This window comes from Nocardia australiensis (assembly GCF_020733705.1).
GTDB classification, from domain to species: Bacteria; Actinomycetota; Actinomycetes; order Mycobacteriales; family Mycobacteriaceae; genus Nocardia; species Nocardia australiensis.
In genome coordinates this window covers 235,586-260,862 of record NZ_JAJFZM010000016.1, presented here as the reverse complement: position 1 = coordinate 260,862, position 25,277 = coordinate 235,586, and the positions used below count along the sequence as shown (strand labels likewise).

Annotated in this window: 23 protein-coding genes and 1 pseudogene; 14 read left to right on the top strand and 10 right to left on the bottom strand. The window is 65.2% G+C overall.

Annotated features, from left to right (window positions below; translation table 11 throughout):
• Nucleotides 1-172: 172 nt before the first annotated feature.
• On the top strand, nt 173-3,250 hold the full coding sequence (locus tag LKE06_RS28540) for a WXG100-like domain-containing protein (protein WP_228002431.1): 3,078 nt from the start codon (nt 173-175) through the stop codon (nt 3,248-3,250).
• Nucleotides 3,247-3,807, top strand: coding sequence for a hypothetical protein (locus LKE06_RS28535; RefSeq protein ID WP_228002430.1), 561 nt, complete (start codon nt 3,247-3,249; stop codon nt 3,805-3,807). The genes LKE06_RS28540 and LKE06_RS28535 overlap by 4 nt, the downstream gene beginning before the upstream one ends.
• 83 nt (nt 3,808-3,890) lie before the next feature.
• Here the strand turns inward: LKE06_RS28535 and LKE06_RS28530 are convergent, their stop codons facing one another.
• Entirely contained in the window at nt 3,891-5,717 is a 1,827-nt protein-coding gene (locus LKE06_RS28530) for a flavin-containing monooxygenase (RefSeq protein WP_228002429.1), read from the bottom strand.
• 160 nt (nt 5,718-5,877) lie between these two features.
• On the opposite strand from LKE06_RS28530, the gene LKE06_RS28525 reads away from it, so the two are divergent.
• From LKE06_RS28525 to LKE06_RS28510, 4 genes are all read left to right on the top strand, one after another.
• Nucleotides 5,878-7,152, top strand: a complete 1,275-nt coding sequence (locus LKE06_RS28525; protein WP_228002600.1) for a GAF domain-containing protein — start codon at nt 5,878-5,880, stop codon at nt 7,150-7,152.
• A 145-nt stretch (nt 7,153-7,297) separates the two neighbouring features.
• Nucleotides 7,298-8,518: a sigma-54-dependent transcriptional regulator family protein gene (locus LKE06_RS28520; protein WP_228002428.1), complete on the top strand. Its 1,221-nt coding sequence runs from the start codon at nt 7,298-7,300 to the stop codon at nt 8,516-8,518.
• A 112-nt stretch (nt 8,519-8,630) separates the two neighbouring features.
• A complete protein-coding gene (gene adh / locus LKE06_RS28515; protein ID WP_228002427.1) occupies nt 8,631-10,148 on the top strand; it encodes an aldehyde dehydrogenase in 1,518 nt (505 codons plus the stop codon).
• Nucleotides 10,148-10,555: a DUF779 domain-containing protein gene (locus tag LKE06_RS28510; RefSeq protein ID WP_228002426.1), complete on the top strand. Its 408-nt coding sequence runs from the start codon at nt 10,148-10,150 to the stop codon at nt 10,553-10,555. The genes adh and LKE06_RS28510 overlap by 1 nt, the downstream gene beginning before the upstream one ends.
• Before the next feature lie 235 nt (nt 10,556-10,790).
• Here the strand turns inward: LKE06_RS28510 and LKE06_RS28505 are convergent, their stop codons facing one another.
• The 4 genes from LKE06_RS28505 to LKE06_RS28490 form a co-directional block, all read right to left on the bottom strand.
• The gene (locus LKE06_RS28505) at nt 10,791-11,138 is read right to left on the bottom strand and encodes a YciI family protein (protein WP_228002425.1); all 348 of its coding nucleotides are present in this window, start codon (nt 11,136-11,138) and stop codon (nt 10,791-10,793) included.
• An 87-nt stretch (nt 11,139-11,225) separates the two neighbouring features.
• On the bottom strand, nt 11,226-12,119 hold the full coding sequence (locus tag LKE06_RS28500; protein ID WP_228002424.1) for a Vgb family protein: 894 nt from the start codon (nt 12,117-12,119) through the stop codon (nt 11,226-11,228).
• A 96-nt stretch (nt 12,120-12,215) separates the two neighbouring features.
• Nucleotides 12,216-12,884, bottom strand: coding sequence for a CatB-related O-acetyltransferase (locus LKE06_RS28495; RefSeq protein ID WP_228002423.1), 669 nt, complete (start codon nt 12,882-12,884; stop codon nt 12,216-12,218).
• Between the two features lie 29 nt (nt 12,885-12,913).
• Nucleotides 12,914-13,090: a hypothetical protein gene (locus LKE06_RS28490; protein WP_228002422.1), complete on the bottom strand. Its 177-nt coding sequence runs from the start codon at nt 13,088-13,090 to the stop codon at nt 12,914-12,916.
• A gap of 257 nt (nt 13,091-13,347) precedes the next feature.
• Between LKE06_RS28490 and LKE06_RS28485 the strand changes: the two genes are divergently transcribed.
• Nucleotides 13,348-14,064, top strand: coding sequence for a DUF6333 family protein (locus tag LKE06_RS28485; protein ID WP_228002421.1), 717 nt, complete (start codon nt 13,348-13,350; stop codon nt 14,062-14,064).
• Between the two features lie 89 nt (nt 14,065-14,153).
• On the opposite strand, the gene LKE06_RS32740 is transcribed toward LKE06_RS28485, so the two are convergent.
• Entirely contained in the window at nt 14,154-14,285 is a 132-nt protein-coding gene (locus LKE06_RS32740; RefSeq protein WP_255649945.1) for a hypothetical protein, read from the bottom strand.
• A gap of 3 nt (nt 14,286-14,288) precedes the next feature.
• Nucleotides 14,289-14,885, bottom strand: a complete 597-nt coding sequence (locus LKE06_RS28480; protein ID WP_228002420.1) for a TetR/AcrR family transcriptional regulator — start codon at nt 14,883-14,885, stop codon at nt 14,289-14,291.
• Between the two features lie 123 nt (nt 14,886-15,008).
• Between LKE06_RS28480 and LKE06_RS28475 the strand changes: the two genes are divergently transcribed.
• Together LKE06_RS28475 and LKE06_RS28470 are read left to right on the top strand one after the other, a co-directional pair.
• The gene (locus LKE06_RS28475) at nt 15,009-15,851 is read left to right on the top strand and encodes an alpha/beta fold hydrolase (protein ID WP_228002419.1); all 843 of its coding nucleotides are present in this window, start codon (nt 15,009-15,011) and stop codon (nt 15,849-15,851) included.
• A gap of 263 nt (nt 15,852-16,114) precedes the next feature.
• Complete coding sequence (locus LKE06_RS28470; protein ID WP_228002418.1) at nt 16,115-16,453, top strand: hypothetical protein; 339 nt, start codon at nt 16,115-16,117, stop codon at nt 16,451-16,453.
• Nucleotides 16,454-16,500: 47 nt separating this feature from the next.
• On the opposite strand, the gene LKE06_RS28465 is transcribed toward LKE06_RS28470, so the two are convergent.
• Complete coding sequence (locus tag LKE06_RS28465) at nt 16,501-17,313, bottom strand: thioesterase family protein (protein WP_228002417.1); 813 nt, start codon at nt 17,311-17,313, stop codon at nt 16,501-16,503.
• 543 nt (nt 17,314-17,856) lie between these two features.
• Here LKE06_RS28465 and LKE06_RS28460 point away from each other — a divergent pair.
• Nucleotides 17,857-19,117, top strand: a pseudogene (locus LKE06_RS28460) (fatty acid desaturase family protein).
• Nucleotides 19,118-19,713: 596 nt separating this feature from the next.
• Complete coding sequence (locus tag LKE06_RS28455) at nt 19,714-20,460, top strand: NHL repeat-containing protein (protein ID WP_228002416.1); 747 nt, start codon at nt 19,714-19,716, stop codon at nt 20,458-20,460.
• On the opposite strand, the gene LKE06_RS28450 is transcribed toward LKE06_RS28455, so the two are convergent.
• On the bottom strand, nt 20,418-21,347 hold the full coding sequence (locus tag LKE06_RS28450) for an IS3 family transposase (protein ID WP_227997118.1): 930 nt from the start codon (nt 21,345-21,347) through the stop codon (nt 20,418-20,420). The genes LKE06_RS28455 and LKE06_RS28450 overlap by 43 nt on opposite strands.
• Nucleotides 21,347-21,670, bottom strand: a complete 324-nt coding sequence (locus LKE06_RS28445; RefSeq protein ID WP_227997120.1) for a transposase — start codon at nt 21,668-21,670, stop codon at nt 21,347-21,349. Before LKE06_RS28445 ends, LKE06_RS28450 begins: the two co-directional genes overlap by 1 nt.
• 40 nt (nt 21,671-21,710) lie before the next feature.
• On the opposite strand from LKE06_RS28445, the gene LKE06_RS28440 reads away from it, so the two are divergent.
• The 3 genes from LKE06_RS28440 to LKE06_RS28430 all read left to right on the top strand — a co-directional run bounded on the left by LKE06_RS28440 (nt 21,711) and on the right by LKE06_RS28430 (nt 24,978).
• Entirely contained in the window at nt 21,711-21,962 is a 252-nt protein-coding gene (locus LKE06_RS28440) for an NHL repeat-containing protein (RefSeq protein WP_228002415.1), read from the top strand.
• Nucleotides 21,963-22,288: 326 nt separating this feature from the next.
• A complete protein-coding gene (locus LKE06_RS28435; RefSeq protein ID WP_228002414.1) occupies nt 22,289-22,768 on the top strand; it encodes a nitroreductase family deazaflavin-dependent oxidoreductase in 480 nt (159 codons plus the stop codon).
• A gap of 374 nt (nt 22,769-23,142) precedes the next feature.
• Complete coding sequence (locus tag LKE06_RS28430; protein WP_228002413.1) at nt 23,143-24,978, top strand: APC family permease; 1,836 nt, start codon at nt 23,143-23,145, stop codon at nt 24,976-24,978.
• The last annotated feature ends 299 nt before the right edge of the window (nt 24,979-25,277 follow it).

The window sequence follows — 25,277 nt, the reverse complement described above, 5'->3', positions numbered from 1 at the left end:
TGATCCGTTGATCCTGTGTCACCCTGGTTGGAAGGTGCTGCGGCGCTGGGTGCTTCAGGGGTGGCGAGTGCCGCATCAACGTCAGCGGGCTCAGACGTTTCCAGGGGGATCCCATGGGATTTCGGGGAATTCGCGTAACTGTCGGGAGCGCGCGCCGAATCAGGTTCGCGCGATGACCATCTGGCGCCCGCCCCTTGCTGATCAGCTCGGTTGGCTCGTCGGCATGGAATGGCCCGATGGCGACGAGGACAAGGTTTGGGCGCTCGCCGACGCGTGGCGGGCGGCGGGGAAATCGCTGACCGCGATCAATCCCGATATCGATACGGCGATCTCGGCAACCCGCTCCGCCTATCCGACCGGTGACGGCGGGCAGGCGATGATCACGCAGTTGCAGAACCTGCGGTCGGGCGAGGGTTCGCTCGATGAGCTGGTGAATTGGTTCGAAAGGACCGCTGGCTCGGCGGATGAGACCGGCAACGAGATCGAATACACCAAGCTGATGTTCCACTCGACGCTGATCTTGCTGGCGGCCGAGATCGCGGCGGCCTGGATCTTCCCGCCGACCGCGCCCGCGGCCGAGGCCGCTGCCGTCGCGTCCACTCGCGTAGGGGTGCGGTTGCTGGTCAGGCGGTTGATCACCGCACTCGGCGAGAAGGCGGGCAGGCTGATCGGTGCCACGGTGTTGCGGGGCATGATCCGTCACTTCGGGTTGTCGATCGTCTTGCCGGTGCTGCAAGACCTCGGTATCCAGAGCTGGCAAAGCGTGGCGGGCCGCCGCGACGGTGTCGATTGGGGCCGGGTCGGAGTGACCGCCCTGTCCTCGACGGTCGGCGCGGTCACCGCGATGCCGCTCGGCATCGGCGCGGGCGCGTTGACCAGCAAACTCACCCGAGGATTGAACGAACGGCTGGGGCGCACGATCACTGCGGGTGTCGCGGGCGGGGTCGGTGGCACGGCGGCGGGACTCAGCGGGTGGTTCGCCAGCGCCGCGGTGACCGGCAACTGGGATTTCGATCCTCGCGTCCTCACCTCGGGCGCGCTCAGCGGCGCGCTCCCGGTCAGCGCCGGTGCCGCCCGCTCACATTCGGCACCCCATGTCGGCAGCGCACCCGTCGGCGACGGCAGCAGCCCGAACCCCTACGCGGGCAATGGATCCGGGCCCCACACCGGCGCAGGCGGCGATCCGCCGGTCGGCCACGACGTGAGCGTGCACTCCGGAGACGACACCGGAGCACCACAGCACACCGGAACCGCGGGAAACGGTGACGGACCAAATAGCGCGCCGGTACATCCGGCGGCCAGCAACGAACACGCGCCAACACCCACCGGCGACGCGACACCATCGAACGGCGAGCACCGCGCCGGTGATCCAACGACGGCTGGGCATCCTACCGGCGACGGCACCCAGGTGGGTGACCACGGCGGCGGCGGCACGGAGCGGCCGATTTCCGCGCACCCCGATACAACCGCCACCGTCCACAATGACCAGCCCATCGCTAATACCGTTGTGGCCGACGGGAGTTCACCGGCGCCTACTCAGCACCCCGAAGCTACCGGCCACCCCGTCGGCGACCTATCCGGCACCGTGCATCCAACCCCGGAACCCGCCACGACACCGCTCGCCGAATCCCACAACGAAACCCCTGAACCCGCACTACCCCACACCGAAACCACACCGACCGACAACGGGCAACCAACCACTCCACATACCGAAACCCCCGAACCCGCCACGCCGACCCCCGCCGACAACGGACAACCAACAACGCCTCACACTTCGACCCCCGACCCCGCGAACACCCCTGACGCCCACCATGTCCCGCCGACCGAACCCGCCACAGTCGCGCGACCACACGAAGGCGTCACAGACCCCACCCACCCGACATCGAGCCGCGAAATCCCCACCGCGACAAACGAACACCGACCACCCGCTACGGTCGCCGACTCCGCTGCTACCACACACCCCTCGCCCGCTCGGACCCCAGAATCCGCACATCCGACAACCCCACACAACACACCCGAACCCCGCACCGCCACTACACCGCGGCAACCCGAGACCCAGGCCCCACACCGCGACCCGGCCACCACCCTCAAACCATCCACCCCCAAACCGCCCATCGACACCCGAGCCGGCGACCCCACCCGATCGGCGGGGCTGCCCACCTCCCACGACCGCAATTCACCGGTAACCGCGCGCTCCACCGGCACCGAATCCGCGACCCCACGCGACGGATCGGCCGCCGAATCCGGCCATCCGTCAGCGAAAACCGAATCGACGCACCCCGACGGCCGCAACACCGAGCCCAAGCCTCGCCCGGACACCACGCCTGACCGCCCCGGGCGCGACCACGATCCATCGCGTCCTACCCGGGCCGACAACCGCGAACCGCAGCGACAGTCCCCGCACCGTGATCCGCAACCCGCCCCACGCACGCCGCGCGACGCCGGCGCACCTCTCGATCGAAATGCCGATCCCGTTGGGCAACAAAAGGACTCCCCCACCGACCGAACCCCGACCCCGAAACGCGAGCAGGCTCCCGACACACATCCCACTGACCGCACCCAAGCCCACGAAGCTCTGGCAAAGCACGAACGTATGGGCTCGGGCGCTATGCGGGGCGATGACCCGACCCCGGAGACCATCCACCACGGCACGGTCCGAATGGAGGATCATCCCGACTTCGCAAGTCTCCAGGCCGAACTGGAAGCGGTGGGATATCCGCTCGAGGTCATAGCGGATGGCCCGAAGGCATACCCTCGTGCGGAACGAATAGAAATCGTCGACCGGGTCGGAAACACCCTTCGAGTCGAACAGCGCGTGGTCGCCGTCGAGAATATGCGCTTCCTCGATCTCGAGCATGAGGTCGGCCATGTCCGGCAGCTTCTCGAACGCTTCGGCACCAACCCGCCGTGCACTGAACGGTGGCTGGAACGACCTAACGGGGTCCTCAAAAAGATCGACAATGCAACCGGTTTACTGAGCAAGAAATATGACTCAATCGTGGAGTTTCATAATCGGTTGCAGGAGTACAATCGACTGGCCGATCGTGGCGTACCTCGAGAGATCCTCAGCGAACACGCGAACGGTGTGCATCATTGGTATAACGAGTTCCGTGATGCGGTAGATAGTCCGTATAGCGACAAGCTGAACAAATGGGCAATCTGGGCCAATGAACACTTCCCGGACATACCCGAACTCAGCAGCACGTATCGAGACCACGGCAACCTACTCATCCGAGAGAGGGCGCGATGAAGCTGTCGTACGACCACGATTTTCGCGTCAGCGTCCAACCAGAGATCTGGGAGAACGAGGACGAGGACGCTCACCTGTACGAGGGAATATATGTTGTCGATCTGAATGCCACGGTCAAGATTGCATTCGTCCCGGACGTATCAGGGCTCAGCCGCCCATGGAGTTTTCACATTCCCGATGAGGACACCCCTTTTACGTCTACGACCGAAGCACGTCTCTTCAAATTGCTGACCTCTCGATATTCGGTCACCCCCGATGACCAGCGCAACGGCAGCACGGAGCAGATTCAATTGCTACCGCGTTTCGCCCCACCCGAGTTTCAAGACTTGCTGGGCCCCGACGACCTACCCGACCAGGGAATCCTGTGGTATGTAGGTACCGATCAATGGCCAGATTTGGCCGCCGAGCTGCAAGAACTCACCGACCATACCTACGGCTCACGATTCGTGCGCCATTCGGCACTCGGAAACTCCCCCCTCGCAAACTTTCTGAACACCCGCTTCCTCCGGTCGGAGGAACTCGCGCTCGACGACCTCCGGGTGATCGGCCGAGCGTGACAACAGCGTTGCCGAGGACGTCGGTACGGTGATCTGACACGTCGACGCCGGGCCAGGAGTCGGGCCCGGCTGTCGCGGCTGGATCAGCTCAGGTGGTGTACCTCTTGAAGTCCGTAGACCGGAGTCTGGATCCCCTCGTAGCGCGCCTTCAATTGCAGTGCGAGATATAACGAATAGTGCCGGGATTGATGCAGGTTGCCGCCGTGGAACCATAGTCCCCGCTGCTGCGTCGGCTTCCACATATTGCGCAGCTCGCCCTCCCACGGGCCCGGGTCCTTGGTGGTGTCGGAACCGAATCCCCAGCATTTGCCGACTTTGTCGGCGACATCCTGGCCGATGAGGTCGGCGGCCCAGCCGTTCATCGAGCCGTAACCCGTTGCGTAGACGACGAGTTCGGCAGGCAACTCCGTGCCGTCGGCGAGGATCACGCTGTGCTCGGTGAGCTCGCGAACCTGACCGTGTGCCAGCTTGATATCGCCGTTGGCGACGAGTTCAGCGGCGCCGACGTCGATGTAGTATCCCGACCCTCGGCGCAAATACTTCATGAACAGCCCGGAATCGTCGTCACCGAAGTCGAGGTCGAAACCGGCGCCTTCGAGCCGTTTGTAGAAGTCGTCGTCGCGGCTGCGAATAGCGTCGTAAACCGGAATCTGGAACTCGTGCATGATCCGGTACGGGAGCGAGGCGAAGGTGAGATCGGCCTTCTGCGTGGTCATTCCGGCCGCCAACGCACGCTCGGAATACAGGTCGCCGAGACCGATTTCCATCAGCGAGTCCGATTTGACGATGTGGGTCGAGGACCGCTGCACCATGGTGACGTCCGCGCCCGCCTCCCACAGCGCCGCACAAATATCGTGGGCGGAGTTGTTCGCACCGATCACTACCGCGCGTTTACCCGCGTACCGGTCGGGGCCGGGATGGCGGCTCGAGTGATGCTGGTCGCCCTGAAAGCGTTCCATGCCAGGGAAATTCGGCACGTTCGGTTTGCCGGACATGCCGGTGGCCAGCACCAGGTGCTCGGGGCGCAGCACGATCGTCTCGCCGTCACGCTCGACGCCGACGGTCCACTCCTCGGCGAGTTCGTCGTAGTAGGCCGAGGTGCAGGTCGTCTTCGACCAGTACGGGACCTCCATCACCTTGGTGTACATCTCCAGCCAGTCACCGATCTTGTCCTTCGGCGCGAATACCGGCCAGTTGTCCGGGAACGGCAGATACGGCAGGTGGTCGTACCAGACCGGGTCGTGCAGGCACAGCGACTTGTAGCGCTTGCGCCACTGGTCACCCGGCCGGTCGTGCTTGTCGATCACCAACGCGGGCACTCCCAACTGCCGCATCCGCGCGCCGAGCGCGATCCCGCCCTGTCCGCCGCCGACGATCAGCACATAGGGCTGACGGGTGTGGCCGAGTTCGTGCTCCTCGAGCGCGCGTTGCTCGGACCAGGTGACGCGATCGGGGTCGGCGCCGTGCCGCGCGCCTTTGGGGCGACGAAAGCCTTTGCCCTCCTCGAAGCCCTTCAGTTCCTGCATGGTGGTCAGCAATGTCCACGCACCCTCATCGTTGAGGCGCAGGTGCCCGACGCCGCGGCCGACCGCGGTTTCGAAACCGATCCAGGCGCTGACGACGCCGTCTGCCTCGGTCGGCGTTTCGGTGGTGTGGAATCCGGCGGGATCGGTGTCGGCGAGTCGCTCCCGGAGCATGTCGGCGACACCGCCGCGGCCCTCGACGGTCTTGATATTCCAGGTGAACGCGATGAGGTCGCGCCAGAAACTGTCGGTGGCGAACATGCCTGCGGCGGCCTCGATATCGCGGGCGGCGAGTGCGGATTCGAAGTCGGCCAGCCACGAATCGACGCGCTGCTGTGGTCCGACGGCGTCCGATCCGGGTAGCTGGGGATCGAGTGTCTGGGTCATCGAATTCTCCTCCTAAGAATCTGTGACCTAGAGCACACGCCATTCGGACCGGGTGCCACAATCGTTGCAGCGCGTTGCAACGAGGTCTGAGCTAATCCCACGCAGTGCGCCTATAACCCGGCATATGCTCCCGGGATCGCACGGACGAGGGATGGAGATCGTGGGCGACTTCAACGCGATCGAACCCGGCACCGACCTGTCCCGCTACGCACGCGACCTGGTCCGGATGCACGATGCGGTGATCGGTGGCGGTCTTTCCCCGCTGCGACCGCGCGCGATAGTGGCCCGCTCCTGGTCGCGAGTGCTGGCCGCCGGGTTGAATCCCGAACACGCGAATACGCGGGCGGTGCTCGACATCGACGAGATCGAACGTCGTCGCCGCGATTCCCATCTGGCCGAGGTGGTCGGCGAGCTCACTCAGGTGGTGTCCGGCGTCGCGGACGCGTCGCAGCTGATGATGGTGGTGACCGACGCCGACGGGGTCGTGCTGTGGCGGCACGGTTCGGCGAAGGTGCGCGGCCGCGCGGATTCGCTGGGTTTTCGCGAAGGCGCGGACTGGACCGAACAGACGGTCGGCACCAATGCGATAGGCACGGCGCTGACGGAAGCCGCACCGGTGCAACTGTTTTCGGGCGAACACTTCGAGCAGCACCAGCATCCGTGGTACTGCACCGCGGCCCCCATCCACGACCCACGCAGCGGTGAACTGCTCGGCATCGTCGATATCAGCGGGCCCGCGATGACCCTGCATCCCACTATCGCCGCACTGGTCGCCACGGCGGTGCGGATGGCCGAGGCCCAACTATGGCGCCATCACGAGAACCGGCTCGAACGGCTGCGCACCACAGCGGGACCGACACTCGCCGCGTTGACGGGGCCCGCGTTACTCGTCGACGAACACGGCTGGGTCGCCCAGGCGTCGGGCATCGCCGCCACCCGCCGCATCGCGGTTCCACGGCCCGAGCGGACACTGAATATCCCCGGACTCGGCATGTGTGCCGCCGAGCAATTGCCCGGCGGCTGGCTGATCCGGCCGCATTCACCCACAACCCTCATTCGCTTGGAACTCGATCTATCCGGTTCACCGACGATCGCCGTCACCGGACCCGAATCCGGTTGGCGCAGTGCGCTGTCCACCCGGCACGCGGAGATCCTGTTGTTGCTGCATCTGTGTGGCAGCAACGGCATGTCGGTCACCGAGTTGAGCAACGCCGTCTACGGCGACCCGGACCACGCGGTCGCCGTGCGCGCCGAGGTATCGCGCCTACGGCGGGTCCTCGGCTCGGTACTCGACAGTCGCCCCTACCGCTTCACCGAATCCGCCCGGCTCACGCTCCAGCTGGGCGCCGACCGCCTCGCCGACTGCGATTTCGTCCGCAGAGCCACCAGCCCCGCCTTGCGCGCATTGACCGATATCAACACCGACACCACATAATTGGCCGAAGGATGTGGCCCACGAGTGCGAACGAAGGTGGTGCGCCCGCAGTATGCTCGCCCGATTCCGGCCGCTGTCGGCGATGGGCGAGGCATGATGGAAACAGCAGAAGATTGCGATCTGGACAAGACACAGGATCCACTAGATGGCACAACGCCGTACCCTCTCCCAGCAGCGCGCGGCACTGGAAGAAGAATGGGCCCGACTGGTACCTGCCCCGGCGACTTCCGAAACGGCACCGGGCGGAACGTCCGCACTGCGTAACGAGGTCGCACAGTCGTGGCTGCGTTCACTTCGTACCGTCGATCCGACTCGCGATTGCGCACCGGGCGCCGATTCCGACGACGTCGGCCCGCGCTGGGCCGATTCCCCGCTGCGCGCTCCGGTTGTCGAGCTGACCGATCAACTGCACAGCATCGCCGACGCGGGCTATGTCGCCGCGGTCACCGACGAGTCCGGCACAATCCTGTGGTCCTATGGCGGGCCCGTCATGCGGCGGCGCGCCGAGCGGGTCAATTTCGCGCCCGGTGGTCGCTGGGACGAGGCCCATATGGGCACGAACGCGCTGTCGCTGGCATTGCGAACCGACCAGCCCCATACCGTGTTCTCCGCGGAACACTTGGTCGCCGCCCTGCACGGTTGGGTCTGCTATTGCGCGCCGATCCGTGCGGCCGACGGCCGCCAGCTCGGCGTCCTTGATCTGTCCACCACCTGGAATCGCTCGCATCCGCTGGCCATGTCGACGGCTCGGACCCTGGTGACCGCAATCGAGAGCAAACTGCGCAACAATCTGCCCGCCGCAACCGGCGTCCGATTGACGTGTCTGGGCAGCGCGCGCTTGAGCCGCGACGGCAGTCCGGTGCGGCTGCGCCCACGACAGCTGGAGATTTTGGCGCTGCTCGCGCTCGAACCTGACGGCTACACCCACGAACGGCTGCATTTCGCCGTATACGGCGACCGGCCGGTCGGCTCGAGCACGCTGAAATCCGAGATGTCGTATCTGCGACGCGCAACCGGTAGCGATATCGCACCGCGGGTATACCAGCTGGTCAGCCCGCTGTCGTGTGATGCCGTGGACGTACTCGCGGCGCTCGAGGCCGGTGATACGAGCACGGCTGTCGAGCTCTATCGCGGACCGTTGCTGCCCGGCTCGGACACCCCGGGGATCGTCGAGTGGCGTGAGTATCTCGAGGTCGGCATGCGTACCGCCGTGCTGGCCAGCCTTGACCCCGAGCATGCGCTGCGCTACGGCGAACGTGCACCCGACGACATCGAAGTACACGAACACGCGCTGCGACTGCTGCCAACCCGTGACGCGCGCCGCGCGGTCGCCGCGGCACGCCTGCACAGCGCGCTGCGCGGTTGACCCACCCGCGCGCCGTCAACGTTTCATCAACCCTCGGCGAGCATAGTGACTCCCGTCACGAAATAACGCCGTGTGGCATCAACGTCCGGAACTCAGCGAGGAGCTACCCGCAATGATCTACGCAAAGCCGGGAACCGAGGGCAGCATCGTCAGCTACGCCGCCCGGTACGACAACTTCATCGGCGGCCAATGGGTCGCGCCGGTCGAGGGCCGCTACTTCGAGAATCCCTCCCCCGTGGATGGTCAGACGTTTTGCGAGGTAGCACGCTCATCGGCGGCAGATATCGAACTCGCGCTCGACGCCGCGCATCAGGCCGCCGATGCCTGGGGACACACCGCTGCCACCGAACGCGCGAACATCCTCAATAAGATCGCCGACCGCATCGAGGCGAATCTCGAGCCGCTGGCCGTCGCCGAAACCTGGGACAACGGCAAGCCTGTGCGTGAAACCCTCGCCGCCGACCTGCCTTTGGCCGTCGACCACTTCCGCTACTTCGCCGGTGTGCTGCGCGCGCAGGAGGGGGGCATCTCCGAAATCGACGGCGACACAATCGCATACCACTTCCATGAACCGCTCGGCGTGGTCGCGCAGATCATCCCGTGGAACTTCCCCATTCTGATGGCCACCTGGAAACTCGCACCGGCGCTGGCGGCGGGTAACTGCGTGGTACTCAAGCCCGCCGAGCAGACGCCGGCGTCGATCCTGAAGGTCGTCGAGCTCGTCGCGGATCTGCTGCCGCCCGGAGTTCTCAACGTGGTCAATGGATTCGGCGTGGAAGCGGGTAAACCGCTGGCCTCCAGCCCGCGCGTGGCGAAGGTCGCCTTCACCGGTGAGACCACCACCGGCAGGCTGATCATGCAGTACGCCAGCGAGAACATCATTCCGGTGACGCTGGAACTGGGCGGCAAGAGCCCCAATATCTTCATGCCCGACGTGATGGCCGCCGATGACGCATTCCTCGACAAAGCCGTCGAGGGCTTCGTTATGTTCGCGCTCAACCAGGGCGAGGTGTGCACCTGTCCGTCGCGCGCGCTGATCCACTCCGCCATCTACGACGAGTTCATGGCCCGCTGCATCGAACGCACCAAGGCCATTCGCAGCGGAAATCCGCTCGACGACACCACCATGATCGGCGCACAGGCCAGCAACGATCAATTCGAAAAGATCTTGTCTTACATCGACATCGGCCGTCAGGAAGGCGCCGAGGTCCTGACTGGCGGTGGTACCCGCAAGGTCGAGGAACTGCCCGACGGCTACTACATCGAGCCGACGATCTTCGCGGGCCGCAACAACATGCGGATCTTCCAGGAGGAAATCTTCGGCCCCGTCGTCTCGGTGACCACCTTCGACTCCACCGACGAGGCACTGAAGATCGCCAATGACACCCTCTACGGCCTCGGCGCGGGCGTGTGGACCCGGGATATGAACACCGCCTACCGTCTCGGCCGCGATATCAAGGCGGGCCGGGTGTGGACCAACTGCTATCACGCCTACCCCGCGCACGCCGCCTTCGGCGGATACAAGAAGTCCGGCATCGGCCGCGAGAACCACGCCATGATGCTCGAGCACTACCAGCAGACGAAGAACCTGCTGGTCAGCTACTCGCCGAACAAGCTCGGCTTCTTCTGATGCCCGCCCCCGCCGGCCGAGTCGAACTCACCGAACAAGCAGAAGCATTGCTGCGGACCTTGATTCGCCAGCACGGGGCGGTCATGTTCCACCAGTCCGGCGGGTGCTGCGACGGCAGCGCACCAATGTGCTACCCACGCGGAGAATTCCGCGTGGGTGCCTCGGACATACTGCTCGGCCATGTCGGCACCGACACACCGTTCTGGATGAGCGGCGACCAGTACGAGTACTGGAAACACACCCATCTGACGGTCGATGTGGTGCCCGGACGCGGCAGCGGATTCTCCCTGGAAGCCCCCGAAGGCATGCGCTTCCTCATCCGCTCGAGGCTGCTCACCGACGACGAGATAGACCTCCTCGCCACCCAACCACCACCACCGAACGGGGCCACGCTCGACGAACAGTGAGCGAAGGGAATCGACCTGAGGCCCGACCACCCCATCTCCTTCATCAATTCCGTTGCCAGAACACCAGATTCGTGAGCGTGGACATGAACACCGACGAGGTAGCCGTCATCACACCCCACCACCACACCAACGAACACCACCTTCACTGGTCACGCTTCCGCAGACGCAGCCAGGCCAGAGCCCGCCGCTCCCACTACAAACGCAGAGGCCACAACCCCCGGATGCGGTTGCAGTACTAAGCCGATTCGAGCAGAGGCCAGATTTCGACCGTCTCGGGGGTACGGAGGCCCTTGGCCAGTTCTACGGCTTCCTCACGATCGGCAACGTCGATCACGAACCAACCACCGAGGGTCTCCTCACCGGGGTGCGCTGGCCCTTCGGTCACGGTGGACGCCCCGTTGGTGGTCTTGCGCACGGTCACTGCGGCGACGTGCTCGGTGTCGAGGGCATCGCCACTGATCAGTTTTCCCGCCGCCGCGATCTGCCCGATCCAGCTTTCGTAGGCTGCTCGGTGGGTGTCCCGGTCGGTCTGGATCCTGTTGCGCGACTCGTCCGTCTCGAAAATCACGAGCGCGAATTTCATGGGGTTCTCTTTTCGTTCTGTGTGTCGTCTGGAAGTGCTGTTGGGCAGGCTTCCCGGGCAGCTTGCGCCCGGCCGCCCGGATTTGGATCAGGTGCCCGGCCTCGTGGTGATGCGGGCGAGCGTGCCGATCTCCAGTGCCGCCCATACGGAGCCGTCCGGACCGGCGGAGATGCCGTGAGGTTCCGAGCCGGCGGTCGGCAGCTCGTGCACGGTGATCGCCCTGTCGGGGGCGATGGAGCCGACACGGTTGGTGGCCCACTCGGTGAACCACAGCGTCCCGGTGCTGTCGGGGGTGATGGCATGCGGCCGGCACGTGCGGTCGGGCAGCGGGAACTCGGTGATCCGGCCGTCGGGGGCGATACGCCCGATCTGCCCGGCGCCGATCTCCACGAACCAGAGCGCCCCGTCGTGGCCCGCTGCGATGCCTACCGGGGCGGCGGAGTCGGTCGGCAGGGTGTGCAGAGTGACGGCTCCGTCCATGCCGATCCGCCCGATCGCGTTGGCCTGGTTCAAGGTGAACCACATCCCGTCGTCCGGGCCTGCGGTGATCGCGGAGGGGAAGGCACCGGTGACCGGCACCGGAAACTCGGTCACATGGCCGTCGGTGGTGATCCGGCCGATCCGGTCGGCGGCGGTCTCGGTGAACCACAGCGCCCCATCCGGCCCGGCGGCGATCCCGAACGGCCCGCACTGCGCTGTGGGCAGCGCGAACTCCGTGACCTCGCCGTCGAGAGCGATCCGGCCGATGCGGTGCGCCCGGTACTCGGTGAACCACAAGGCGTCGTCCGGCCCGACAGCGATGACCGTCGGCCCGCACTCCGGATCGAGCCGGTGGGTCGAGAGCTCGCCTCCGGGCACAAACCGCCCGATGCTTCCGCCGTGGACCATGGTGAACCACAGCGCCCCGTCCGGGCCGCTGGTGAGCGAGTACGGTCCGCTGCCGGCCTCGGCGACGGCGAACTCCTCGATGAACACAGCCATTCAGGCTCTCCCTCTCTTCCTACAGCGCATGGTGGTCAACTCGACGCTTGCACGCGCGGCTCACGTCCGGCAGCTCCTCGTCCGAACGACTGTTGATCAACTGCCGGTTCCATCACGCCGGTTGTCGATACTTTCGATCTCCGCCGGGGTCCCGGCCATGATGGTGCGGGAGTGTTCGGTGACCAGCTCGACGGGCCAGTCCCACCACGCGGCGTGCAGGAGACGCTTGATGTCGTCGTCGGCGAAGCGCTGACGGATGAGCCGGGCCGGGTTGCCGCCCACGATCGTGTAGGGCGCCACGTCACTGGTGACCAAGGCGCCGGCCGCGATGATGGCACCGTCTCCGATCCGCACGCCGGGCATCACCGTCACCTGATGGCCGAACCAGACGTCGTTGCCGACGACCGTGTCACCACGACTCGGCATCGCGGTGATGATGTCCAGAGTCTGCTCGGTCCACCGGCCACCGAACATGGTGAACGGGAACGCGGACACCCCCATCGTCGGATGCTCGGCGCCGGCCATCAGGAACTTGGTGCCCGCGGCGATGGCACAGTACTTGCCGATGATCAGACGCTCCGGCCCGTAGGCATAGAGCACGTTGCGGTGTTCGAAGTCGGTGGAGCTGTCGGGATCGTCGTAATAGGTGTAGTCGCCCACGACGATCTTCGGTGAGGTGATCAACGGTCTGAGGAACACCACGCGGTCGTGCGCAGGCAGCGGGTGCACAGTGTTCGGATCGGGAGACAACGTAACGTCCTTCATCGATTGAGCCGGTGGTCCGAAAGAGGCGCTCACCCAAGGGGCTTCGGACGGCGGCAAGGGCCGTCCGGTCTGCCGGATGCGGGCCGGTACATGCCCTGCCGCAACTCGTCCTGGTAGCGGTCGGCTTCTATCCAGCCCACCGGTTCTTCCACGATCACCTCTACGACGCGTTCCAGATCGGCCTCAGTCGTGGGTCGAAACAACACGTGTTCTCCTACTGCTTGGCGTACCTGGTGACCGTCGTCCCGGTGGTGAAGACCCAGGATCCGGTCAGAGTGAAGTGGGAAGGGGCGAACGAGGTGTGGCACAGGGGATGCCGTCGCCGAATACTACTGGGTAGCGGTGGACGATCGACTCGTCGATCTCCCCAGCAACTGACCTGCCAGCACAGCGCCACCGCAGAGCCAGATACCCATGCCCGGTTCTCGCTGCAGCGCGCGGACGAACTCCTAATGTAGCGGGCGTGACGGAATCGTCCTTCTGGAACGCCCCCGCAAACGCGGACGTTGTCCGCTACGGCGAATACAACCTGACCATCATCCACCTCGGATCCCCCACAGACGCGACCGACCTTCCCGGGCATGACCCAGCCGCGGCCCGCCGGTTCGCCGAATCCTTTGGCACCATCGACACGATTCTCGAAGATCTGGGAACTGTCCCCGCGATTGATCCCGTATCCGCCGGCACCCGCGCGGACCTGGAACTGGTCCGGGTCGGCAGCTGGGGAAACATCACTGCGATCACCGACCCCGGACCGGTCCACTGCAACGGCAGCTACCCGGTCGACGAAGAAGCGGAATCCCTCGCTGAGCGCTTCCCCGCAGCCGTGATCATCGCCACGTGCACCATCGACTACAACATGACCTACGGCGCCTGGAAGATCATCCACCCCAATGGGACACGACTGTTCGCCGGCGGCTGGCACGGAGAAGACGACTGGGATTTCGAAGGATCCCCAACCGCCGTGGCCACCGCCTTCGGCATCACCGAACAGGAGCTGTCCGAAGAAAACATCGAGATGGACGACGAGGTCAACGTCTTCGACTGGGCAGGCTTGTGCGACCTTGCCTTCAAGAAGGTCGCGCCCCTCGACCACACCGATCGCACCACGTCCGTCTTCCGCGTACAGCACACCGAAGACGCCATCGGCAACATGGAAGAGATCTGGCTCGAAAACTAACAATCACCATCAATTCGCGGCGCCGGCTGGTATCCAGGGATCGGCGCGGTCGGGATCGGACACATGCGGTCGTATCGGCGATCTCGACGTCACTGCGCAGCGTCGAACCACGCCGCGACGCGGGTGATGGCGTCGCCGTCAAGTGTCAGTTCGATGAGGTCGGCTGCGTTCACCTCGAAGGCGTTGCCCGCGATGGTACGACTTTGAAACGCAGTCGCCAACGATTAGTGGGAGCCGTGCCGAGCGTTTGCCGATGCGGTGTCCAGCAGGGTTTGGGCTGCGGCTCGGGCCTGGTGGGCGGATTCCGGGGTGCCCACGATCGCCGCAGTGGTTTGGGCACCTTCGGCGAGGAGAGCGATTTGGGGTGCCAGCTCCGGTGGAGCGCCGGCCTCGGCGACCAGCCGAGCGACGTACTCGCCGAACGCGTGCTTCTGCGCCCGCACCGCGTCGTTCACCGCTGGCGAGCCCGAACTCAGCTCGCCGTAGGCGTTGATGAACGCGCACCCCCGGAAGTCCGGCGTGCGGAACCATGCGTCGAGGAAATCGAAGATCGCCAGCAACCGCTCCCGGGCGGTCATCGTCGGCCGCACGGCCGATGCCAGGCCGTCGTCCCACATGGCGGACCGGTGCCGCAGCACCGCCATGATCAGGTCGTCCTTCGAACCGAACAGCGAATAGATGCGCTTGAGCGAGACGCCGGCCGCCTCCCGCACCGCGTCCATGCCCACCGACTGAATCCCCCGCTCGTAGAACAGGGCGTCGGCGGCCTCGATGACCTGGTCACGCACGTCCGCAGCAGGGCGTTGCACCTGGTGATTCACCTCATACCTCCTCGAGGCTTGCGCGGAGAACGATCGTTCTATACGGTAGCAGATGTCGCGGAGAACGATCGTTCTCCAGGATGATCAAGGGTATTAACGCCATCTAGTCGCGAGGAGTCAGTCATGGGATTCATCACCGTCGGCACCGAGAACAGCACCGACATCGAGCTGTACTACGAGGACCACGGCGCCGGGCAGCCGGTCGTATTGATCCACGGCTACCCGCTGAACGGGGCCAGCTGGGAGCTGCAGGCGCGCGAACTGCTGGACGCCGGGTATCGGGTCATCACCTACGATCGCCGGGGGTTCGGGCAGTCGTCGAAGGCCGGCACGGGATACGACTATGACACCTTCGCCGCCGATCTGAACGCGGTTCTGACGGCGCTGGATCTGCGCGAGGTCATCCTGGTCGGCTTCTCCATGGGCACGGGCGAACTGGCCCGCTACATCAAGAACTACGGACCCGAGCGGGTCGCCAAGCTGGCGTTCCTGGCTTCACTGGAACCGTTCCTGGTACAACGCGACGACAACCCCGAGGGCGTGCCGCAGGAGGTGTTCGACGGCATCGTCGCTGCGGCGCGGGCCGACCGCTACGCCTGGTACACCCAGTTCTACAAGGACTTCTACAACCTGGACGAGACTCTCGGCACGCGGATCAGCGAGGAGGTCGTCCGGGCGAACTGGAATACCGCCACCACCAGCGCGCCGGTCGCCGCCTACGCCGTCGTCCCGGCCTGGATCGAGGACTTCCGCGCGGATGTCGCCGCCGTGCGCGCCACCCAACTGCCTACCTTTATCCTGCACGGCACGAAGGACAACATCCTGCCGATCGATGCCACGGGCCGCCGGTTCGCGGCGCTGGTCCCGGACGCGGAATACGTCGAAATCGACGGCGCGCCCCACGGCCTGCTGTGGACTCACGCCGACGAGGTCAACACAGCGCTCCTGCGCTTCGTGAAAGCCTAACCACGGAACTCGCGCGGCCGGATGGTTCACCCATCCGGCCCTCCGCCAGGACGACCGAAAGTTGACCGCCGACGGGTCCGGGCCGCGACGCCCTGACGATGGCGCCGCGGTCGTGGACGATCGCAGTCAGGCGTTCACCGTCGACTTGGTGTGCCCCACATCAAACGAACGAACCGCTGGCCGAACCGCCGCCATCGCTACCGAAGCAGACGACACCACAACGGTTCTACCTACCGCGACATAGCCCGGAGGTATCGAAGGAATTGCGAACCACGCTGCGACACCGGTTGTCATCGTTCGCCGACCACCGCTTTTCCGAATCCGCGGCTACAGAATTCGCCCACTGGTGCCGTCAGACCCGCCGCCAACTCGCTGAAGAACACAATGGCGATTCCGCGCTCACGGTCCTTGCGGAGTCCTACACCGCGAGCGCACTGCTGCGGCGAGAAAGCAGCGGCTATTTCTATCGCGCGGACTTCCCTACCGCCGATCCCGCGCCGACTGGGCTGCGAACCGTGGCCAGGTACAACCAAGCCGACGACGCCGTCTCGGTGGAGTTGGTGGCCAACGCATCCAAGGCGCCAACGTCCGTCATGTCGTAATCGGCGGCGAACCGAATCGCGGCTGACAGCCTGGACACTTCCCCTCGTCAGCGCCGGCCGATGAGCAGTGTCTGGGTGCCACGTCCGATGGGGCCCTTCTCATCGAACAGACGCGATTCGGCCAGGCCGATACCGCTGCGTTCGGGGTATGTCACCGCGTCCAGGCACACCCATTCGCCGACCGGTTCGCGATGGAGTGTCACCGTGAAGTCGGTATTGATGAAATAGTGACTGGCCCAATTCACTATCGAGCTGACGCCGTTGCCGCAATCGGCCACCGCGAGGGTACGTTCCAGCGGACTGGAGACGGTGCCGCCAACGATGGGGTGGCGCAGGCGCATCCAGCACACGGCAGGACCCGGTTCGACGAAACCTCCTGATACGAAGCGATATTCGATAGCGGTGTGGAATCCGACCGGCTGATTCGACGGAAAGTCCGTCCCCTCGGGTGCCGTATCCGGGCCCGGGTGGGCGCCGGTGGGTAATGCCTCGGGCGGCAGTTCCAGTTCCGGCTCGACCTGCTCTAGCCGCCAAGCACTCGCCTTCATCACCGGCCTCTGCTCGGAACTCAGTGTGGCCTCGATTAATTCGACGCCGCGGCCGGAGCGGGCGACCCGCGCTCGGGCTGGGGTGACGCGCGCTTCGACTGTCAGCGGTACGATCGGCACCGTACCGAGGATCTCCACCGACACCCGCCCGATCCGAAACCCTTCGCGCGGCTCACATCTCTCGATGACATGACCGAGCAGTGCCGAAGGCGGTCCCGCATGCTGAGCGTCGGGCGACCATGGGCCGCGCGTGAGCTCGGTGGAATGAAATCGGTTCGGATCCGCTGGATCGGGCAGGTAGAAGGCATCCATGGGGCACGAGCCTACTGGGGCACACCCGGCGAACCCCGATCGCGGATCACGGGATGGACGACCATGCAGAGCCGAAAAACGCATGCACGCAACAACTCTCGGCAACATCTACTCGCAGTTGAATGGTCGCAGCCGTCGATCCGCACGCTTGCCATACGCACCTTGGCACATCACTCCGGGCGCGGGCCGCGCAGCACAATCTCGACGCCACCACGGAATTCGTCATGGTAGCCGAGCCTCTGATCGAGGCATAGTGCTCATTTTCCACAACCGATCCGGACTAATCCTCCCGCAGGGTTCGCTCGAACAGTCCAGCAGCACAGCGGAATCCAGCTGCGGACATCAATGCCTTACTGTGACTGGGAAGTGCCGCGACATGTCTTGCACGTATAGTCTTGGCGTTCACCGTCCATCGTTGGGCCTGCCCGCTCAGACCGAAGCGACATGCGTGACTGCGTGAGCCTCACACCTGGTAGCGCCGTCACCGCCCGAATGGGCGGTCGACGAAACCCTATCCCTGCTAGCTGACGAGGACCGGACCTGGTGGCCATCACCGATATCAAAGCTTTCGCGCACCTAACCGACTCGGACGTCGAGGCTTTCGGTAACGAACTCGACGCAATCCGCCGAGATATTGAGAAAGTCACTCGGCGCACGGGACTCCAGATACATCCTGCGCACAATCAGGATGCAGCGGACGCTGGAGATTGCCGGGCGTATGACGCTGTTCGCGAGCAGGCGCCGTGCGGCCTGGTTGGCGGGCACCGCGATGCTGACGGTCGCAAAGATCATCGAGAACATGGAGCTCGGGCACAATATCAGCCACGGGCAGTGGGATTGGATGAACGACCCAGAGATCCATTCCACGACGTGGGAGTGGGATATGACCGGTCCATCCTCGCAATGGCGGCGTGCGCACAACTACAACCACCACACGTATACCAACGTCCTTGGGATGGACAAGGATCTGGGATTCGACTTCCTTCGGATGACCCGGGACGAGCCGTGGCGTCCGATCCACCTGATCCAGCCGGTGTCCTATGTGCTCCTCGCCGCGATATTCGATTGGGGAATCGCGCTGCACGACTGGGAGATCGCGAGGTCCGCGGTCAAGGCCTCTCGCCGGCAGCTGTCGTCGCCACCGAACGCGGAGTTCTGGCGAAAGGCCGCCCGCCAGACCGGCAAAGACTTTCTGATCTATCCAATGCTGACCGGTTCGGCCTTCACGATGACACTAAAGGCCAACGTGATGGCAAACCTGCTGCGCAACCTATGGGCCAATGCGGTGATCTTCTGCGGCCACTTCCCCGACGGCGCAGAGAAATTCACCCTCGAACAGCTCGAAGACGAAACTCGCGGTGGGTGGTACCTACGTCAGCTACTTGGCAGCGCCAACTTCAAGGTCGGGCCGGCAATGGCGTTCATGAGTGGCAACCTCAGCTACCAGATCGAACACCATCTGTTCCCCGACCTGCCGAGCAACCGTTACCCCGAGATCGCCGTGCGAGTCCGCGAGCTCTGCGACAAGTACGACCTGCCCTACACCACCGGCTCGCTCGGCAAGCAGTACCTGCTCGCCTTCCGGACCATCCACAAGCTCGCGTTGCCGGATCGGTTCCTGCGACGCACCGCCGACGATGCCCCGGAGACATCCTCGGAACGCAAATTCGGGGATATCTCGCCGCAGCCGAGGCCAGAAACGACCAACCGGACGTCAATCGATCCAATTACCGGCAACCGCCGAGGTCTTCGCTCGGCACTCAGCCGAGCCAAAGCCACACGGCTGCGCCGCAAGCGCACCTGAGCTACGGCCGCCACGAACGTGGCAGGGTCACCTTCCGCACCTGACGTCACCAGCTGTCGAGGAAGGTACGCCCACCCTGCTCCGCATCTCTTCATCGATCGAAGGCATCACCACCGAATCGCCGATGCGCGTCTCGGCATGGCTGATACTGCCGCGGTAGGCGATTTCCCAGGCCGTCCTCATCGCCGGATCGTTGCTCCACCCGCCGAAGGCCGAAGAAGATCGGCCCTGCCCGGCGGCGATGTGTCGCGTTGCGGATATCCGCGCGCTGCTGGCCGCCACCCCTGGAGTGCCCCGTCGCCTAAGCGGAGAAGCGGTCGGCGATGTGGGTCATAGGCGCCCGGTCGGTTGCCCGGTTCGGACCGACGACCCCGCCATCGGTTGTGAAACGTTCGTGGTCGTTGACTTGATCGACCACACGAATACGTTGAAGCGACCTCCTTGATGAGGTCTGCCCGCGGTGCAGAGTTGCCGTGATAGCAGGGCGACGATATCGACCGACTTTCAATTCCTGGTGATGCGGTTCGCCGCTGCGGCGGGCGTGTCTGTGAAAACCATCTTCGAGAGCTGGATACGCAGAGAGCGAGGAAGATAGCGTGAAACAGCATTTCCGCAAGGAGCGGCATGGAGTCGCGGAACGGGTGATAGGCAGGGCGCTGACCGCGGCGGTAACGGCTCCGTTGGCGCTCGCGACGGTGCTCACGGCCGTGGCGGTCATTCCTGGCGCCGGTCCCGCCACTGCGAATCCCGTGGCGGAGACTCTTTATATCGCCGAAAGCGCCAACGGTCGGGTGGTTTCGGTGCCAGCGGGCGGCGGCACGCCTTCCGCGCTGGCTTCCGGCCTGAATCATGATCGTCCGTACCGGGTTGCGCTCTCGGGCACCAGCCTCTACATCGCCGAAGCCGGCAACAGCACAATCGTTGCGGTGCCTACGTCGGGCGGAACGGCGACCCCGCTGAACATTCCCGGTTTGGTCGACCCTGTGGGTATAGCCGCGTCGGGCACCACTCTGTTCATCACCGAAAGCACTGGCAGGGTGGTTTCAGTGCCGACGTCCGGCGGCATACCCACCACCCTCGCCTCAGGGCTATCCGCCCCGCAGGGTATCGCTGTTTCCGACAACACCCTCTATATCACCGGAAACACCGCCAACGGCAGCGTGATTTCGCTGCCGACCATCGGCGGCACACCCACCACCATCGCCACCGGACTGCCGAACCCGGGCGGTATCGCCGTTTCCGGGACCACCCTGTACGTCACCGGGAGCACTGAGGTTCCCCCCGGATGGTGGACAGTTGGTTACGCGGCGTTTGCCGCGACTGTCGTGAGGGACTGCTCGTAGCGGACGGGGCTGATGCCGCCGATCGCGGAGTGTCTGCGGGTAGTGTTGTACCAGTCGATCCAATTATCAACTGCGACAACGAGTTCGGACTTACCCGCGAAGGTACGGCGGTAATAGAATTCGTGTTTCAGTGTAGACCACAGCGATTCGGACGGGCTGTTGTCCCAACATATGCCGGTCGCGCCCATCGACCGGAGCAGACCGTGCCGGGCGCAGGCCCGCGCGGTCAGGCCCGCGGTGAACTCCCCACCGCGATCCGAATGCAGGATCGTGCCGCGTACCCGGCCGCCGCGCACGGCCACAGCCTGCTCGATCGCGGCCTCGACCACGTCCGAGCCGATGTGGTCGGTGACAGCGTGGCCGAGTACCCGGCGGGTGTGCCCGTCGCGGATGGCGCATAAATACATGTCGCCCTCACCGCAGCTCAGGTACGTGAAGTCGGTGGTCCACACGGCATCGGGGCGGCCCTGATCGAACACGCGCGACACCAGGTCCGGCGGGAACGACGCGGCCGGATCCACCACGGTGGTGCGGACTTTGAACGTGCGCGGGCTGATGCCCTCGATCCCGATCCCGGCCATGATCTTGGCAACGGTCTTGTAGTTCACCGTCTCGCCGCGCTCGCGCAGTTCGTCGGTGATCCGCGGAGACCCGTAGGTGCCGTCCGATTCGGTGTGCACGTCCAGGATCTTCACCGTCAAATCCGCGCGGCGCTGCTGAGAGGGCGTCAAAACCATTGCCGCCCTGCGCTTCACGTACTGGTAGTAGCCCGAGGCCGATACCTCCAGCAGCCGTGCCATGCGCCGCACGCCGAACCGTTGCGCCGTGGCGGTCGTGCCGGCGGTGGCGGCGATGGTGTGTGCGTCGGGGGCGGCGTACTTCACCATCAGTTCGAACCGGGCCGGTTCTTCTGCATCGCGGCAAAGTACGCCGAAGCTTTTGAGAGGAAAGCGTTGTCCTTCTCCAGCTCGCTGACTTGCCTTCGCAGCCGCAGCAATTCGGCTCGCTCCGCGGCATCCAGAGGTTTCTCGCCGTGGACCTCGGCGGCGGTGTTCCTGCGCCGCTCGTCTTTGACCCAAGTGCTCAGCATCCCGGCGTCGATAGCCAGTTCCCGAGCGACTTCGGCGATCGTGCGACCGGAATCGATCACACGATGCGCAGCCTCGACCTTGTACTCGGTCGTATACGACCGGCGCTTGCGAGGAGGCATAGGACATCCTTACCAGCAGGACCGCAATCCTGCTAAATCGGTGTCCACTACCCAGGGGGAACCTCACACCGCCAATGTCACCGGGAGCACCGGCAGCGTGATTTCGCTGCCGACCATCGGCGGCCCTCCCATCACCTTGGCCACTGTGAACGTTCCTGTGGGTATTGCCGTTTCCGGGACCACCCTCTACGTCACCGAGAGCACCGGCAACGTGGTTTCCCTGCCGACCTCCGGCGGCACACCCACCACCATCGCCACCGGACTGAGCGAGCCTGCGGGTATAGCGGTGTAGCTCGGCGGCTCGGTGTGCCAGTCCATCGGTTCCAGCGGCTAGGAGTAGATCCGGCGCGCACGGCGATCCACCCGAGACGACCATCCGGCACGCCTGGGAGAATCAGAAGTCGCCAACGCGTGGAGCAAGGTGCGGCCCAGGGTCTCCGGTCGCAGGAGTCACCGAATAGCGGAACCGGCGGTATCGGCTCTACCTCGCCCGGGCGTTCGCCACGGATGGACAGCGTCCGTCGCGGGTGTGGCGTTGCAACTCGTCCGAATTTCCGGGGCCCACAGACGTGATGTCTGCCACCGTCACCGACTGTGGGAGGCCAGTAGATTGACCGCATGAGCACTGATGAAGGCGCAGATTCGGCCGAGTTCCATCCCGCGAAGCGGTACCGGCCGGGCCGCGGGCGCCGCGTCGAGAATGTGGTGATGACGGCGCTGGTCCGCCTCGGTCTGGTGCCACATTCGTACGTGCTCACCACGCGGGGGCGCCGTAGCGGCCTGACCCGGCGGAACCCGGTCACGGTCGTGGACGACGGCAATCGGTTGTGGCTGGTGGCGCCGTACGGGGTGGTGCCTTGGGTGCATAACGCGCGAACCGCCGGTCGGGTGACGCTCACGCGCCGCTGGCGCGACCGCGAGTACCTGATCCGGGAGGCAACAGCACACGAGGCCGGGCCCGTGCTTCATCAGTACGTGGGTATCGCCTCCGCTACTCGCAGTTACTTTCAGGCCGACCGGAATGATCCGGTCGAGCGGTTCATAGCGGAGGCGGAGCACCATCCGGTGTTCGAGTTGATCCCGGCCGGGTCTGAATAATCGGCATCACCTCAGGCTTCCGGCGCCGCCGCTGAAGCCGGCGCCGGACGCGTGGGACCGTCATGGCCGTGAACGCGCGCGGCGGCGAAAGCGGGGTCCACCCGACCGCAGCAGTCGAATGGGCCAGGGGCGGAATCACCGTGAACGCTTATCCGCCGGTTCTGGTGCACACGACCGTGTGGGGAGGTGATGAAGTGACACTCCCCCGGCGCTGACGAAGTACACGAAGGCGTCGACCCAAGCCCTCGGCTGACGGCAGGCCGCGACGCCACTCCGCCGAATTGACGCCGAAGAGAGGCACCGAGCGGGACGCACTCGAGCACATCTGGTGTCGCTCAGTGATTGCTGAACCATGTCGGCGTTCAATACATGTCGTGGGTACAACGACCCGGACACACCCGGCTGAGCCCCGCATCGCCGATCGCCGGATCCGACGAATCCAGCGTGGTGACAAGTTCCGGCTGACCGCCGTCGGCGGTCTTGCGGCGTTATCGCTGGACGCGCTGTCCAGTGTGGCGTACGGCCCCGAGGCGATCGTGCTGGTGCTCGTCGCGGCGGGCGCGGCGGCCGTTTCCTGGACGCTACCGGTCTCCTGTGCGATCGCCACTCTATTGCTGGTGCTCGTGATCTCCTACCGCCAGGTGATCGCAGTGCACCCGGACGGCGGCGGTGCGTACGCGGTGGCCAAGAAGCACCTCGGCCGGTGGGCCGCGCTGCTCGCCGCCGCGAGCCTGGTGGTGGACTACGTGCTGACCGTCGCCGTGAGCCTCGCCGCGGGTGCGGCCAGCCTGGCCAGCGCGTTCCCCTCGCTGGCCGGACAGCTGCTGCCGATGACGCTGATCGGGCTCGCAGTGCTGACCGTGATCAACCTGATCGGCGTGTCCGAATCAGCGAAAGCCCTGATGAGCCCGACGATCGTGTTCCTCGTCCTGATCGCCGGGGTTATCGTCGTCGGGCTGTTGCGCCCCGCCCCGGTCGCCGTGATCGGCGTCGACCGTGGGCCGATCGTTCCGGTCGAGGCGATCGGAATCGTCTTGCTCCTCAAGGCATTCGCCTCGGGGTGCTCGTCGCTGACCGGCGTCGAGGCCATCGCCAACGCGGTGCCATCGTTCCGCACGCCCGCCGTGCGCCGCGCCCAGCACACCGAGGTGGCGCTCGGCGTCCTGCTCGGCACGCTACTACTCGGGCTCGCCGTGCTGATCCAGAGGCATCATGTGGTGCCGCGTGGTGATGTGACCATCCTGGCGCAGATGTCGGCGGCGGCGTTCGGCACCGGCTGGCTGTTCTATCTCACCAACCTCACGGTGACGGCCGTGCTGTTGCTCGCGGCGAACACCAGCTTCGGCGGTCTTCCCATCCTGCTCGCGCTGCTGGCCAAAGACCGCAGGGTCCCGTCGCTGTTCGCGCTGCGCTCCGAGCGCCCGGTGTTCCGATACGGCGTCACCGCGCTGGCCGCGCTCGCGGCGCTGGTGCTCATGCTGGTCGGCGCCGAAACGCACCGTCTGCTGCCGGTTTTCGCGATCGGCGTTTTCATCGGCTTCACGATCAGCCAAACGGGTCTGGTCTTGCACTGGCTGCGGGCACGCGGGCAGGGTTGGGTTCCGCGCATGCTGCTCAACGGATTCGGCGCCGTGCTCACCGCGATCGCTGGCGTAGTTCTACTAGCGGAGAAATTCACCGAGGGCGCCTGGCTGCTGCTGATTATCGTCCCGGCGCTGGTGCTCACCTTCGCGCGGATCGAGAACTACTACCGCGATGTGGCACGGCACCAGCGGCTCGGCCAGATCCCGCCGCGCCCGGAACCGATGCCGGAAACAACGGAATTGGTCGTCGTTCCAGTGGTCGCATTGAGCGAGGTGACCTATCGCGCCCTCCAGGCTGCGTTGCGCATGCGGGGTGAGATCGTCGCCGTCGCCGCCGAGATCGACCCCACGTCGGTCAAACACCTGAGCGCCCTGTGGAAGGAGTGGGACCCCGGGGTTCCGCTCATTGTCCTTCCCTGCCCGCACCGCAGCCTGGTCGCTACGCTCGTCGGCTACATCCGCAAACAGACCGCGAGTGGACGAGGGGTCACCGTCCTGCTCGCGCACGTAGAAACTTGCCACTGGTGGCATCGCCTGCTGCACAATCCCCGTGGCCCGGTGCTGACCGCAGCCCTGCGCGCCCGCACCGACGCCGTGGTCGCCACCCTCGCGGTCCGGCTCGACTGAGTGCCGCGGCTCAACCGCGTACTCGACATCGTCGCGTGTGGGTGGCGGCCCGGGAGTCTACGAGGCCAGATCGAGATCGATCGGCTGCGGCGGGCGCTGGCAGCGGTACCGCTGCCACGGGCGGCCGATGGAAATGACAGCGACCACTGGTTCGCGGGTCAGCAGTCGGGCTCGCAGTCCTGGCCCGCGGATAGCCTCTCCCACAGCAAGTGTGAGGATCCACTGACGAGTCGCTCGCGAACCTGACTGTGCGGCAAAGTTGTCTGATGGACGGCGGAATTTTTCAAGCTGAATGACAC

Excerpts from the sequence above, each read along its gene's own strand:
- LKE06_RS28540 (WP_228002431.1), top strand. The coding sequence starts at position 173 with ATGACCATCTGGCGCCCGCCCCTTGCTGATCAGCTCGGTTGGCTCGTC.
- LKE06_RS28535 (WP_228002430.1), top strand. The coding sequence starts at position 3,247 with ATGAAGCTGTCGTACGACCACGATTTTCGCGTCAGCGTCCAACCAGAG.
- LKE06_RS28530 (WP_228002429.1), bottom strand. The coding sequence starts at position 5,717 with ATGACCCAGACACTCGATCCCCAGCTACCCGGATCGGACGCCGTCGGA.
- LKE06_RS28520 (WP_228002428.1), top strand. The coding sequence starts at position 7,298 with ATGGCACAACGCCGTACCCTCTCCCAGCAGCGCGCGGCACTGGAAGAA.
- adh (WP_228002427.1), top strand. The coding sequence starts at position 8,631 with ATGATCTACGCAAAGCCGGGAACCGAGGGCAGCATCGTCAGCTACGCC.
- LKE06_RS28510 (WP_228002426.1), top strand. The coding sequence starts at position 10,148 with ATGCCCGCCCCCGCCGGCCGAGTCGAACTCACCGAACAAGCAGAAGCA.
- LKE06_RS28505 (WP_228002425.1), bottom strand. The coding sequence starts at position 11,138 with ATGAAATTCGCGCTCGTGATTTTCGAGACGGACGAGTCGCGCAACAGG.
- LKE06_RS28500 (WP_228002424.1), bottom strand. The coding sequence starts at position 12,119 with ATGGCTGTGTTCATCGAGGAGTTCGCCGTCGCCGAGGCCGGCAGCGGA.
- LKE06_RS28495 (WP_228002423.1), bottom strand. The coding sequence starts at position 12,884 with ATGAAGGACGTTACGTTGTCTCCCGATCCGAACACTGTGCACCCGCTG.
- LKE06_RS28475 (WP_228002419.1), top strand. The coding sequence starts at position 15,009 with ATGGGATTCATCACCGTCGGCACCGAGAACAGCACCGACATCGAGCTG.
- LKE06_RS28465 (WP_228002417.1), bottom strand. The coding sequence starts at position 17,313 with ATGGATGCCTTCTACCTGCCCGATCCAGCGGATCCGAACCGATTTCAT.
- LKE06_RS28450 (WP_227997118.1), bottom strand. The coding sequence starts at position 21,347 with ATGGTGAAGTACGCCGCCCCCGACGCACACACCATCGCCGCCACCGCC.
- LKE06_RS28445 (WP_227997120.1), bottom strand. The coding sequence starts at position 21,670 with ATGCCTCCTCGCAAGCGCCGGTCGTATACGACCGAGTACAAGGTCGAG.
- LKE06_RS28435 (WP_228002414.1), top strand. The coding sequence starts at position 22,289 with ATGAGCACTGATGAAGGCGCAGATTCGGCCGAGTTCCATCCCGCGAAG.